General features: G+C 61.5%; 10 protein-coding genes. 4 read left to right on the top strand and 6 right to left on the bottom strand.

What is annotated here, in order from left to right; all coding sequences use genetic code 11:
- Nucleotides 1–254: 254 nt before the first annotated feature.
- The 3 genes from NKJ78_RS02075 to NKJ78_RS02065 all read left to right on the top strand — a co-directional run bounded on the left by NKJ78_RS02075 (nt 255) and on the right by NKJ78_RS02065 (nt 4,060).
- Entirely contained in the window at nt 255–1,919 is a 1,665-nt protein-coding gene (locus tag NKJ78_RS02075) for an ABC transporter substrate-binding protein (RefSeq protein ID WP_023739337.1), read from the top strand.
- Between the two features lie 98 nt (nt 1,920–2,017).
- Nucleotides 2,018–3,133: a carbohydrate ABC transporter permease gene (locus NKJ78_RS02070; protein ID WP_023689462.1), complete on the top strand. Its 1,116-nt coding sequence runs from the start codon at nt 2,018–2,020 to the stop codon at nt 3,131–3,133.
- A 9-nt stretch (nt 3,134–3,142) separates the two neighbouring features.
- Nucleotides 3,143–4,060 (top strand): carbohydrate ABC transporter permease, encoded by a 918-nt coding sequence (locus NKJ78_RS02065; protein ID WP_023739336.1) that lies wholly within the window; start codon nt 3,143–3,145, stop codon nt 4,058–4,060.
- Between the two features lie 232 nt (nt 4,061–4,292).
- Here the strand turns inward: NKJ78_RS02065 and NKJ78_RS02060 are convergent, their stop codons facing one another.
- The gene (locus NKJ78_RS02060) at nt 4,293–5,036 is read right to left on the bottom strand and encodes a creatininase family protein (protein WP_023739335.1); all 744 of its coding nucleotides are present in this window, start codon (nt 5,034–5,036) and stop codon (nt 4,293–4,295) included.
- A gap of 3 nt (nt 5,037–5,039) precedes the next feature.
- On the bottom strand, nt 5,040–5,606 hold the full coding sequence (locus tag NKJ78_RS02055; protein ID WP_023739334.1) for an SIS domain-containing protein: 567 nt from the start codon (nt 5,604–5,606) through the stop codon (nt 5,040–5,042).
- Nucleotides 5,607–5,790: 184 nt separating this feature from the next.
- On the opposite strand from NKJ78_RS02055, the gene NKJ78_RS02050 reads away from it, so the two are divergent.
- Nucleotides 5,791–6,813 carry an aldo/keto reductase gene (locus NKJ78_RS02050; RefSeq protein ID WP_023739333.1) on the top strand — a complete coding sequence of 341 codons (1,023 nt, stop codon included), beginning with the start codon at nt 5,791–5,793 and terminating at the stop codon, nt 6,811–6,813.
- Nucleotides 6,814–6,903: 90 nt separating this feature from the next.
- On the opposite strand, the gene NKJ78_RS02045 is transcribed toward NKJ78_RS02050, so the two are convergent.
- The 4 genes from NKJ78_RS02045 to clpP all read right to left on the bottom strand — a co-directional run bounded on the left by NKJ78_RS02045 (nt 6,904) and on the right by clpP (nt 12,258).
- Nucleotides 6,904–7,176, bottom strand: coding sequence for an HU family DNA-binding protein (locus NKJ78_RS02045; protein ID WP_023669423.1), 273 nt, complete (start codon nt 7,174–7,176; stop codon nt 6,904–6,906).
- A gap of 196 nt (nt 7,177–7,372) precedes the next feature.
- Entirely contained in the window at nt 7,373–9,784 is a 2,412-nt protein-coding gene (lon, locus tag NKJ78_RS02040) for an endopeptidase La (protein ID WP_352460138.1), read from the bottom strand.
- A gap of 274 nt (nt 9,785–10,058) precedes the next feature.
- Entirely contained in the window at nt 10,059–11,333 is a 1,275-nt protein-coding gene (clpX, locus tag NKJ78_RS02035) for an ATP-dependent Clp protease ATP-binding subunit ClpX (protein WP_023682305.1), read from the bottom strand.
- Between the two features lie 295 nt (nt 11,334–11,628).
- Nucleotides 11,629–12,258, bottom strand: coding sequence for an ATP-dependent Clp endopeptidase proteolytic subunit ClpP (gene clpP, locus NKJ78_RS02030; RefSeq protein WP_023682306.1), 630 nt, complete (start codon nt 12,256–12,258; stop codon nt 11,629–11,631).
- Nucleotides 12,259–12,436 lie beyond the last annotated feature (178 nt).

The raw sequence follows: 12,436 nt of genomic DNA, 5'->3' as shown, positions 1-12,436 counted from the left end.
GTGAAGCTAGCCATTGCCAACGGCAAGGGCAAGTCGGTATGTTATCGATAAAAAGCCATTCGTGTTGACAAGGTAATCGATTACGCAAATATTAGCTGTTGCCAATCCGGCAGTCGGATTTTTATCCGAAAATCGGAGCTCCAGGCGACGCAGGGTGGGGTCCCACGTCCCCGTATGATAAAGGAGAACCGCCGACGTTTCGGCGTCGGAGGGATTGGCATTTTAATTCACGACTGTTGTTCTGGGAGGAATAGATGAGAGTCGGTCTGTACGAAAAACTCGTCCGCGCGGGTGCCACCCGGCGTGACATACTCAAGGGCGCGGCCTCAATGGCCGCGATCGCCGCCGCATCGGGCGCTGGGCTCGGCGCTTTCACCCGCCCGGCTGAAGCCGCCAGCGAGCTACGCTCCAAAATTCTTCAGATCCCCGGCGTCGGCAAGGGTCAGCCGACGGATGCCGATTTCCAGAAGGTCGGCGAACTCTGCCTGGAAGCCACCAAGGCCAACGTCAAGGAAGGCGAATTCGCCGGCGTCGAGCTCACCTTCATGGGCCTCAACAACCAGAACCTGCACAATGTGCTGTTCCGCGGCTTCCTGAAGCCGTGGGAGGCCTATACCGGCGCCAAGATCAGCTGGATCGACCTGGCGCAGGCCGACTACAATGCCCGCCTGCAGCAGTCGATCGCAACCGGCACCGTCGACTTCGACATCATCGAGATGGGCGCGCCCTTCGAAGGCGATGTCTGCGGCAAGGGCCTGACGTCCGAGATGCCCGACTGGGTCAAAGAGCAGATCGACATGAAGGATGTCGTGGCCTATCTGCAGCCGCCGGTCGGCACCTGGGACGGCAAGCAGTACCGGATCACCGTCGACGGCGATGCGCATAACTTCAATTACCGCACCGACGTGTTTGCCGATGCCGACCTCGCCAAGGCGTGGAAGGACGGCGGCGCGACCACCGAGTGGGGCGTGCCGAAGACCTGGCAGGAAGTCCAGGCCGTCACAAAATTCCTCAAGGGCAAGCAGTTCAAGGGCCAGGACGTCTTTGGCTATCTCGATGCGCCTAAGGCCTGGGGCGGTTTCGGCTTCTACTTCCTCGGCAGCCGTGCCACCGCCTATGCCAAGCATCCCGACGACAAGGCCTGGCTGTTCGATGCCGACACGATGAAGCCGCGCATCAACAATCCGGCCTGGGTGCGCGCCATCCAGGACGTCATCGACGCGCTGCCGTCGGAGCCCGCCGACCAGATCAACGCCGACCCGAACACGACAGCCTTCCAGCAGTTCCTGGCCGGCACCGGTTCGATGGTCACCTGGTGGGGCGACGTCGGCTCCAACGTCAAGACCAACGATAGCTCGGTCATCGGCGACGTCACCGGCTTCTCGATCCTGCCGGGGTCCGACGACGTCTACAATGCCAAGACCGGCGCTTGGGACAAACTCGCCAGCGGCCCGAACTATGCGCCGAACTGCGCCTATCTCGGCTGGGGCGTCTACGTCATGGCCCGCGTCGATACGGACGAAAAGAAGAAAAAAGCGGCATGGTCGGCCGCCGCTCATCTCGGCGGCAAGGACCTGTCAATCTGGACGGCGATGTATCCGTCCGGCTTCCAGCCCTACCGCAACTCGCATTTCGACATTCCCGAATGGGTGGCGGCAGGCTACGACGAGGCGTTCATCACCTCGTATCTGAAGTCGGAAGCCGACAGCTACAACCATCCGAACGCGGCGATCGAGCCGCGCATCCCCGGCATCTTCCAGTACTATTCGGCTGCCGAGGACATTCTGGCCAACACATTCGCCGGCAAGATGAAGGCGCAGGAAGGCGCCGACGCCATTGCCGCGGCCTGGGAGAAGCTGACCGACCAGATCGGCCGCGAAAACCAGATCAAGCTCTACAAGGCCTCGCTCGGCGTGTAGGCTGATCCTATCGTGACAACACGTCCGGCGGTGCAAGCCGCCGGACCTGACCGGCTCGGGCCGGTCGCAGGCTTGATTTTTTAAACGGACGGGGACGCGTGGCTGACCAGACCACCAATGCATGGCCGGCCAACGCCGGCCCAGCCGATCTGATCTCGCCGGCCCGCAAGCGGGCGGGTTTTGCCCTGATGGCGGCCGCCACGCTTGGCCTGCTGGCGGTGATCGCGTTTGAGATCCTCTACAAGAACGAGATCACCACGCTCGGCTTCGAGACCTGGCGTCCCATCGTCTATGCCTATGTTCTGTGGGGGGTGGCGCTCGGCATCGGCCAGGTGCTGACGCGCGGCGAGGACGGCCAGCGCGCGCTGTTCCTGCTGCCGGCGCTGCTGTTCACCATCGCCATGGTGATCTTCCCGACGCTGTTCGGCTTCTATATCGCGCTGACCGACTGGAACCTGTCGTCCTTTTCCGGCCGCAAGTTCAACGGGCTCGACAATTTCTGGCAGATGCTGGCCGATCCCTACTACCGCAACGCGCTGTTCAACATGGTGCTTTATGTGCTCGCCGTGCTGGTCGAATATGTCATCGCTTTCGGCCTGGCGCTGCTGCTCAACGCGCAGATCCGGGCGCGCAAATTCTTCCGAGTCGTCTTCCTGATGCCGCTGATGCTGTCGCCGGTCGCGGTATCCTGGATGATCGGCAAATCGCTGATGGAATACCGTTTCGGGCCGGCGGCGACGCTGGCGCGCCATCTCGGCTGGGAGAACCCCGCCTTCTTCTCCAACCCGATCACCGCCCGCATCTCGATCATGGTGCTCGACGCCTGGACCTTCATCCCGTTCATGATGATCATGCTGCTTGCCGGCCTGCAGGCTATGTCGCGCGACGTGCTGGAGGCAGCGCGCGTCGACGGCGCCACGCCATGGCAGACTTTTTGGCAGGTCACCTTCCCGCTGATGCTGCCGGTGTCGGTGACGGCGGTGATCCTGCGCATCATCTTCAAGCTGAAGCTTGCCGACATCATCATCACCGTGACCTCCGGCGGGCCCGGCGGCGCCACGGATTCTGTGTCGAGCTTCATCTACCGGGAATACCGCGACCGCTCGAATGTCGGCTACGGCACCATGCTGGCGATGGCCTATCTCGTCATCATCGTCGTGTTCGTGACCTGGCTGTTGAAATTCGCCAATCGCTTCGTGCGCAACGTGAACTGACGAGGCACAATGAGCGTCCAGACCACCGACTATACTGCCTCGGAAATCCGCTCACCGCTAGGTTTTCTGGCCAATCGCATCTTCATCTATGGCGCGCTGGCGTTCTGGGCCTTCATCTGCCTGTTCCCGATCTACTGGACGATCACCACCTCTTTCAAGACCGCGGTCGACGTCACGCAAGGACACCTCATCCCGTTCGTCGACTTCCAACCGGACTGGAAGGGCTGGCGCTCGCTCGGCCTGTCGCCGGATTCGATCTTCCAGACCTCGACGGTGCGGGAGGAGTTTTTCAAGCGCTTCATGAATTCGGTCATCACCTCGGTCGGCGCATCGAGCCTCGCCATCGTCATCGGCAGCCTCGCCGCCTATGGGCTGACCCGGTATCGCTATCAGTTCGCCTGGTTCAAGAACGAGGACATCTCCTTCTTCTTCCTGTCGCAGCTGATCCTGCCGCCGGTGGTGCTCGCCCTGCCCTTCCTGGTGCTCTACCGCGAGGTCGGCCTGCTCGACACACGCATCGGCCTGATCCTGCTCTACACGCTCATGGTGCTGCCGATCGTCATCTGGATCATGCGCGACCAGTTCAATTCGATCCCTGTCGAACTGGAGGAGGCAGCGCTGGTCGACGGCCTGTCGATCTGGGGCGCTTTTTTCCGCATCGTCATGCCGATTGCGCTGCCGGGCATGGTCGCCGCTTTCATCCTGGCGATGGTGCTGTGCTGGAACGAGTATTTTTTCGCCGCGCTGCTGACCTCGACCGACGCCAAGACCATCCCGGTCATGGTGGCGAGCCAGACCGGCTCGCAAGGCATCAACTGGTGGTCGATGGCGGCGCTTGCCACCGCCGCGATCGCACCGCTGGCGGTCATCGGGATTGCGCTTGAGCGGTATCTGATCATGGGCATGACGGCGGGGGCGGTGAAGTAGGCGAGAGGCGGCGTGCCCCTCTACTGTTGACCTCGGCGGGACAGCACCCCCCTCTGGCCTGCCGGCCATCTCCCCCGCAAGGAGGGAGATCGGCAGCTTTGGCTGCATCGCTTTTCTTGCGACGTAGGTGATTGGCGAAAGCGGAAATGACATCTGATCTCCCCCCTTGCGGGGGAGATGTCCGGCAGGACAGAGGGGGGTGTGAAGGATCGCTACAGAGCGACTTTGTCTGCTAGCGCCCCAATATCGCCCTCAGGTGATCCATGATCATCGCCACACCCTTTCGCCCCAGCTCCGCCGAGGCCTCCGGCGCACTGGCCGTATACCACGCGGTATTCTCGCCAAAACGCCCGGCATCGACCGCTTCCGGACACAGTGCCAGCATCAATGATGTCTCGCCAACACCGGCGTGATCGAACGGATACTTCCCGTTCATGGCAGCCGACATTAGCGGGTGCACCTGCACCCAGTTGAAGAAATTCTCGCCGGCGGCGTGCCCGGCATAATAATCGGCCATCCCGTCTGAGCCCCACCAGCCCTCGCCGCGCTGCTTCTCGAGGAAGCGGAAGATCGCCTGGCGGCCGGCGGCCTTGAAGGCGAGATCGGTCGGCATGCCGGCGGCAAAGTTCTCGGTCTGGTGGTGGATGATGGCGTTGATGTTACGAAAGCCGATGCGCAGCAGGCTGTAGAACAATTCTTCGGCGAACGGCGCCAGCTGGTTGCCGCCGACCTGCACCGAGCCGTTGCCTTCGGGTGCTGCCACCACATAGCTCGCCGCACCGTAGTAGAAAGCCGGCAGAATGACGATGTCGGCCTCCTTCTCGTAGAGCTCCAGCGTCTTGATGACGGCCAGCGTGTCCATGCCGACAGCCATGTGCTCGCCGTGATATTCGAGCACGCCGAGCGGGAGAGCGACCGGCCAGTTCTCGGCGATCGCCTTGCGGATCTGGTGCGGCAGCATCAGTTCGTAGCGCATGATCTATTCCATGTTGGTGTGGCGGGCGCGCATGGCCTCGGACGACTGGCCGGTCAGCGCCTTGAGCTTCAGCACCATGACCTCGAACAGCAGGAACAGCGCCCCTTCGAAGACCGAGCCCATCGGCAGCAGCGATGTCTTTTGCGGCCCCTGGTCGCGCGCCATGGTCTGCGCCGGGATCAGCAAGGTGAAGTCGGCAAGCGCGACCGCACTGCTGCCTGCCTCGGCGGTGAGCAAAAGCACGGTGGCGCCGGCCTTGCGGGCGACTTGCATCAAGGTGAGCACCGTCGTCGTCTCGCCCGGGCCGGAACTGACCAGGAAGACATCGGCTGCGCCAAGCGGTGGCGTGTTCATGTCGCCGACCACCGACACCTCAAGCCCGAGGTGATAGAGGCGCATGGCGAAACCCTTGAGCTGCAAGGCCTCGCGGCCGCAGCCATAGACGACGATCTTTTGCGCGCGGGCCAGGGTTTCGCAGGCGGTGTAGATGCCGGCTTCGTCGACGCGCGCCAGTACGGCGCCCAGCTCTTGCAGGGCGGTCGAAAACATATCCGAGCCGGCATTCGTCATGAGAGTCCCATCTGTCCGGCTGGGTTTGTGGCCGGTGATTTCGGGTTGCGCGCTTTCGCAAAAAGGCTTGTTTTTGTTCATGCTATCACCGCGAAAATGCCTGTCCAACGGCCATGGCGGCTTTTGCTGAGCCAGCGGCGTGATAGTGTCATGTCAGACAATCAATCCAGGAAATCAGCACGACATGAAGACACGGCATTTCGACCGCATCGGCAATGGCGGCCTCGACTTCACCGAGCTTGGCTTCGGCAGCGCGCCCCTCGGCAACCTTTACCGCGCCGTCCCCGACGCGGATGCCAACGCCACGCTGGAGGCGGCGTGGGCGACCGGCTGCCGTTACTACGACACCGCGCCGCTCTATGGCCTGGGCCTTGCCGAAACACGGCTCAATGCCTTCCTGCGCGGCAGGAAGCGCGACGATTATGTGCTGTCGAGCAAGGTCGGTCGCCTGTTGCGCGCCTGCCCGCCGGAGGAACGAACCGGCATCGGCAAGTTCTTCGACACACCGACGCGCAAGGAGGTCTACGACTACAGCTATGACGGCGTCATGCGCTCGTTCGAGACGTCGCTGGAACGGCTTGGCGTCGACCGCATCGACATCCTTTTCGTCCATGACCTCGACATCTTCACCCATGGTAGCAAGGAGGCGTCAGACCAGCGCATCGAGGAATTCATGGCCTCGGGCTACAACGGACTGGTTGCGCTGCGCGACCAGGGCGTGATCAAGGCCTTCGGCGGCGGCATCAACGAATGGGAGGTTTGCCAGACGCTGGCGGAGCGTGGCGACTTCGACCTGTTCCTGCTGGCCGGGCGCTACACGCTGCTGGAACAGGAAGCGCTTGCCACCTTCCTGCCGCTCTGTGAGCAACGCGGCATCGGCATCGTTCTCGGCGGTCCTTACAATTCCGGCATCCTGGCGACCGGGCCGAAGCCAGGCGCCTATTACAATTACTCCGAGGCGCCAAGGGACATCATGGATCGCGTCGGGCGCATCGAGGCCGTCTGCGAGCGCCATGGCGTCAGGCTGATCGAGGCGGCGCTGCAGTTTCCGCTGCTGCACCCTTCCGTGGTGTCGGTCATCCCCGGCGGCCAGCGGCCGAGCGAAGTCGAAAGCAACCGCGCCCTGCTCGATGCCAAGCTGCCCGCGGCGCTGTGGGCGGACCTCAAGCAGGAAGGCCTGATGCGCGCGGATGCGCCGGTGGGCTGAAGGCGCGCCTCAGCGGGCTGACGGCTTGCCGCGATCGAGGCAAAAGAAAAGCCGGGCGAACCCGGCTTTCCAACATTCTCTGAAAAATTTTTAGTTGACCGCGTCCTTGAGGCCTTTGCCGGCCGAGAACTTCGGCACGGTACGCGCCGGAATCTTCACTTCCGCGCCAGTCTGCGGGTTGCGGCCAGTCGATGCCGCACGCTTGGAGACGGTGAAATTTCCGAAGCCGACGAGCCGTACATCGCCGCCCTTCTTCAGTTCGCCAGTGATGACGGAGAACACCGCCTCAACCGCCGACTGTGCGTCACCCTTCGAAATGCTCGCGGATTCAGCGACAGCGGAAACCAGTTCGTTCTTGTTCATAAAAATTCCCTTCCATGAGAAAACCGGAACTTTCGACTCATCCGGCAGGAGAGGGACTTTAGAAAGAAGCGCTCGCAAACCCAAGTCAAAAAGCCGGAAATAAGTTGAAAAAAGCCCGGAAAAGGTGGGTTTTTCACATGAAAAAGCCGGGCTCAAGGCCCGGCTCTCTCTTTGTGCACTGCAACTTTAGTAGTTTCTAATGTGCAAGCGACTTTCCAGCATCGTCAACGGTATCGGTGGAAGCCGGCGGATTGACTGGCTCGACCCACTCGATTGGCTCCGGCATGCGCACCAGCGCGTGTCTCAGAACCTCGCCGACACGTGAGACCGGAATGATATCCATACCGTTCTTCACATTGTCCGGTATCTCCGCCAGATCCTTGGCGTTGTCTTCCGGGATCAGCACCTTCTTGATGCCGCCGCGCAGTGCTGCGAGCAGCTTCTCCTTGAGGCCGCCGATCGGCAAGATGCGGCCGCGAAGCGTTATCTCGCCAGTCATCGCCACATCGGCCCGGACCGGAATCCCCGTCATGACCGACACGATGGCTGTCGCCATGGCAGCACCTGCAGACGGACCGTCCTTCGGCGTGGCGCCTTCGGGCAAGTGGACGTGGATGTCACGTTTGTCGAACAGCGGCGGCTCGATGCCGAAATCGATGGCCCGCGAGCGGACATAAGAGGCCGCCGCCGAGATCGATTCCTTCATCACGTCGCGCAGATTGCCGGTCACCGTCATGCGGCCCTTGCCGGGCATCATGACGCCTTCGACCGTCAGCAGCTCGCCGCCGACTTCCGTCCAGGCAAGACCGGTGACGACACCGACCTGATCGTCAGCCTCGACCTGGCCGAAGCGGAAGCGCGGAACACCGAGGTAATCGGCGAGGTTCGCCGCCGTGATGCTCACCGTCTTCTTCTTCGTCTTCAGGATCTCGGTCACCGCCTTGCGCCCGAGCTTCATCAGCTCGCGCTCCAGGCTTCTGACGCCCGCTTCACGGGTGTAGGTCTGGATGATGCCGCGGATCGCGTCCTCGCCGACGGAGAATTCCTTCGGCTGCAGGGCATGATCGCGGATCACCTTGGGCATCAGGTGACGCTTGGCGATCTCGATCTTCTCGTCCTCGGTGTAGCCGGCGATACGGATGATCTCCATGCGGTCCATCAGGGGCGCAGGGATGTTCAGTGTGTTCGCCGTCGTCACGAACATCACGCTCGACAGGTCGTATTCGACCTCGAGGTAATGGTCCATGAACGTCGAGTTCTGCTCGGGATCGAGCACCTCGAGCAAAGCCGATGACGGATCGCCGCGGAAGTCCTGGCCCATCTTGTCGATCTCGTCGAGCAGGAAGAGCGGGTTGGACTTCTTGGCCTTCTTCATCGACTGGATGACCTTGCCGGGCATCGAGCCGATATAGGTGCGGCGGTGGCCACGGATCTCGGCCTCGTCACGCACGCCGCCAAGCGCCATGCGGATGAACTCGCGGCCGGTCGCCTTGGCGATCGACTTGCCGAGCGAGGTCTTGCCGACGCCGGGAGGGCCGACGAGGCACAGGATCGGCCCCTTCAGCTTCTTCTGGCGGCTTTGCACGGCGAGATACTCGACGATGCGGTCCTTGACCTTGTCGAGGCCGAAATGATCGGTGTCGAGCACGTTCTGCGCAAACGCCAGGTCCTGCTTGACCTTGGAGTTCTTGCCCCACGGGATCGACAGGATCCAGTCGAGATAATTGCGCACAACGGTCGATTCCGCCGACATCGGCGACATCGTCCGCAGCTTCTTCAACTCGGCTTCCGCCTTTTCGCGGGCCTCCTTGGAGAGCTTGGTCTTTTTGATGCGCGCCTCGATCTCGGCGGCCTCGTCGCGGCCGTCCTCGCCTTCGCCGAGCTCCTTCTGGATCGCCTTCATCTGCTCGTTGAGGTAATATTCGCGCTGCGTCTTCTCCATCTGGCGCTTGACGCGCGAGCGGATGCGCTTCTCCACCTGCAGGACGGAGATTTCGGCTTCCATGAAACCCATCGCCTTTTCCAGCCGTTCCTTGACGGACAGCGTGGCCAGCATCTCCTGCTTCTCGGGGATCTTGATGGCGAGGTGCGAGGCAACCGTATCGGCGAGCTTGGAATAGTCGTCGATCTGGCTGGCGGCGCCCACCACTTCAGGCGAGATCTTCTTGTTCAGCTTGACGTAGTTTTCGAAGTCGGTGACGACCGAACGGGCGAGCGCCTCGACCTCGACCTCTTCCTCCTCCGGCTCGACCAGCGCCGTGGCGGTGGCTTCGTGGAAGTCCGGACGGTCGGTGAACGAGACGATCTTGGCACGCGAAGCGCCTTCGACCAGCACCTTGACGGTGCCGTCGGGCAGCTTCAGCAATTGCAGCACATTGGCGAGCGTGCCGATGTCGAAGATCCCATCGGGCTCGGGATCGTCATCGGCGGCATTCATCTGGGTGGCAAGCAGGATCTGCTTTTCCTGACCCATAACCTCTTCCAGCGCCTTGATCGACTTTTCACGCCCGACAAAGAGCGGAACGATCATGTGCGGGAACACCACGATGTCGCGCAGTGGGAGGACTGCGAAGACGCCGTCGCTGGGAGCCTTGGATATTTTGGCCATTGTCCAACCTTTCATGTCGCGGCCGCTAATTGAGCCAACCGCGAATCTCATATTAACGACCGGGGATCGTTCCGCCTACCACCGTTTGTGACGGGAGTTTTACAGCACAGAATTCGGCACCTCGGCCTTCCAGTGTTAGTTGGATGCACGGTGGGCAAAGATCAAGGGTCGACACGGTCCGTTCATCCACTCCGTTACAAGGATCGGTACCTCACCACAGCAAAACGGCGCCCCGCGGGCGCCGTTCCATAAAAAGGTTAGGCCAGATGCCAGATCAGGCGCTGACGTTGCCCTTCTTTTCCTTCTGCTCGGAATAGATGTAGAGCGGCCGGGCGCTGCCGGTCACCACTTCTTCCGAAATCACCACTTCGCGCACGCCTTCCAGAGCGGGCAGTTCGAACATGGTGTCGAGCAGGATTGCTTCCATGATCGAGCGCAGGCCACGGGCGCCGGTCTTGCGCTCGATGGCGCGCTTGGCGATCGCCGACAACGCATTCTCGTGGAAGGTCAGGTCGACACTCTCCATCTCGAACAGCCGTTGATACTGTTTGACCAGCGCGTTTTTCGGCTCGGTCAGGATCTGGATCAGCGCCGGCTCGTCGAGGTCTTCCAGCGTCGCCAGGACCGGCAGACGGCCGACAAACTCGGGGATGAGGCCGAACTTCAAGAGATCCTCGGGCTCGACCAGGCGGAACACGTCACCGGTGCGGCGATCCTCGGGCGAAGCGACGATGGCGCCGAAGCCGATGGAAGTCTTCCTGCCGCGATCCGAGATGATCTTGTCCAGCCCGGCGAAGGCGCCGCCGCAGATGAACAGGATGTTGGCGGTGTCGACCTGCAGGAACTCCTGCTGCGGATGCTTGCGGCCGCCCTGCGGCGGCACGGAGGCAACGGTGCCTTCCATGATCTTCAGAAGCGCCTGCTGCACGCCCTCGCCCGACACGTCGCGGGTGATCGATGGGTTGTCGGACTTGCGCGAGATCTTGTCGATTTCATCGATGTAGACGATGCCGCGCTGGGCTCGCTCGACATTGTAGTCGGCCGACTGCAGCAGCTTCAGGATGATGTTTTCGACGTCCTCGCCGACGTAACCGGCTTCGGTCAGCGTCGTCGCGTCGGCCATGGTGAAGGGCACGTCGATGATGCGGGCCAGCGTCTGGGCAAGCAGCGTCTTGCCGCAACCGGTCGGGCCGATCAGCAGGATGTTGGACTTCGCCAATTCGACGTCGTTGTTCTTGCCGGCATGCGCCAGGCGCTTGTAGTGGTTGTGGACAGCCACCGACAGCACGCGCTTGGCGTAGGGCTGGCCGATGACATAGTCGTCGAGAACCTTCAGGATCTCCTGCGGGGTCGGCACGCCCTCGCGCGACTTCACCATCGAGGTCTTGTTCTCCTCGCGGATGATGTCCATGCATAGCTCGACGCACTCGTCGCAGATGAACACCGTTGGGCCGGCGATCAGCTTGCGCACTTCGTGCTGGCTTTTGCCGCAAAACGAGCAATAAAGCGTGTTCTTCGAATCACCGCTGTTGTTGCCGACTTTGCTCATTTTCCTGTCCTTTCATGGCCGCCCGCCGATGGTCTGGCTGAAAGGGCGCATATTCTATCTATCGCGGGAATTCGCCGCCGCCAGTGTCCCGGCTCCCGCAACGCATTCCGTACGAAACACAAATCAGAAAACGTCGCAATGATTCGCGCCAACCCTGCACAAAGCTAAGCCGTCGAAAATCAACATAGCCTTAACGTAGGCAATCCCATCCACCGAGGGAACAGCCAATTGTGGCCGAAATGCCGCAAATCCCAGCAAAAGCGCGTTATCCAGCCACGCAACTGCCATGCAGCGCTTATGCCGCAGCGCCTTCGACCGGCTCGCGCGACGAAATGACCTTGTCGATGAGGCCGAAATCCTTGGCTTCGTCGGCTGTCATGAAATGGTCGCGGTCAAGCGTCTTTTCAATGTCTTCGTAGCTCTTACCGGTGTGTTTGACGTAGACCTCGTTGAGGCGGCGCTTCAGCTTGATGATGTCCTGCGCGTGCCGCTCGATGTCGGAGGCCTGGCCCTGGAAACCGCCGGAAGGCTGGTGAACCATGATACGGGCGTTCGGCGTGGCAAAACGCATGTCCTTGTGGCCGGCGGTCAGAAGCAGCGAGCCCATCGACGCCGCCTGGCCGATGCACAGCGTCGACACCGCCGGCTTGATGAACTGCATGGTGTCGTAGATCGCCATGCCCGAGGTCACCACGCCGCCCGGCGAGTTGATGTAGAGATTGATCTCTTTCTTCGGGTTCTCGGCCTCGAGGAACAAAAGCTGTGCACAAACCAGAGTCGCCATACCGTCTTCGACCGGGCCGGTGATGAAAATGATGCGCTCTTTCAGCAGGCGCGAGAAAATGTCGTAGGCCCGCTCGCCGCGATTGGTCTGCTCGACCACCATCGGAACGAGGTTCATGTAGGTTTCGACGGGGTTCTTCATGGACTACCCTTTTTGGAGATGGGGATTCCGGCGCCGGGAAATCGGGCAGAATCGGTTCTTGATGGTTAGAATGTAAATAGGATGCCGGCTCACCCTAGCGCAAGGCCGCCTCTCCTAGCCATCTGGTTAAGTCGAATCAAGGTTTCCGCGCAAGGGAAGCCCGAAGGCGGCCAACGGC

It is taken from the genome of Mesorhizobium sp. M0037 (assembly GCF_040323635.1).
Classification (GTDB): domain Bacteria; phylum Pseudomonadota; class Alphaproteobacteria; order Rhizobiales; family Rhizobiaceae; genus Mesorhizobium.
Note: the sequence above shows the minus strand (reverse complement) of the source record. Positions and strands in the feature narration are given on the sequence as shown.

Coding starts and splice junctions, on each gene's coding strand:
- NKJ78_RS02050 (WP_023739333.1), top strand. CDS start 5,791: ATGAAGACACGGCATTTCGACCGCATCGGCAATGGCGGCCTCGACTTC.
- NKJ78_RS02055 (WP_023739334.1), bottom strand. CDS start 5,606: ATGACGAATGCCGGCTCGGATATGTTTTCGACCGCCCTGCAAGAGCTG.
- NKJ78_RS02075 (WP_023739337.1), top strand. CDS start 255: ATGAGAGTCGGTCTGTACGAAAAACTCGTCCGCGCGGGTGCCACCCGG.
- NKJ78_RS02060 (WP_023739335.1), bottom strand. CDS start 5,036: ATGCGCTACGAACTGATGCTGCCGCACCAGATCCGCAAGGCGATCGCC.
- NKJ78_RS02045 (WP_023669423.1), bottom strand. CDS start 7,176: ATGAACAAGAACGAACTGGTTTCCGCTGTCGCTGAATCCGCGAGCATT.
- lon (WP_352460138.1), bottom strand. CDS start 9,784: ATGGCCAAAATATCCAAGGCTCCCAGCGACGGCGTCTTCGCAGTCCTC.
- clpP (WP_023682306.1), bottom strand. CDS start 12,258: ATGAAGAACCCCGTCGAAACCTACATGAACCTCGTTCCGATGGTGGTC.
- clpX (WP_023682305.1), bottom strand. CDS start 11,333: ATGAGCAAAGTCGGCAACAACAGCGGTGATTCGAAGAACACGCTTTAT.
- NKJ78_RS02065 (WP_023739336.1), top strand. CDS start 3,143: ATGAGCGTCCAGACCACCGACTATACTGCCTCGGAAATCCGCTCACCG.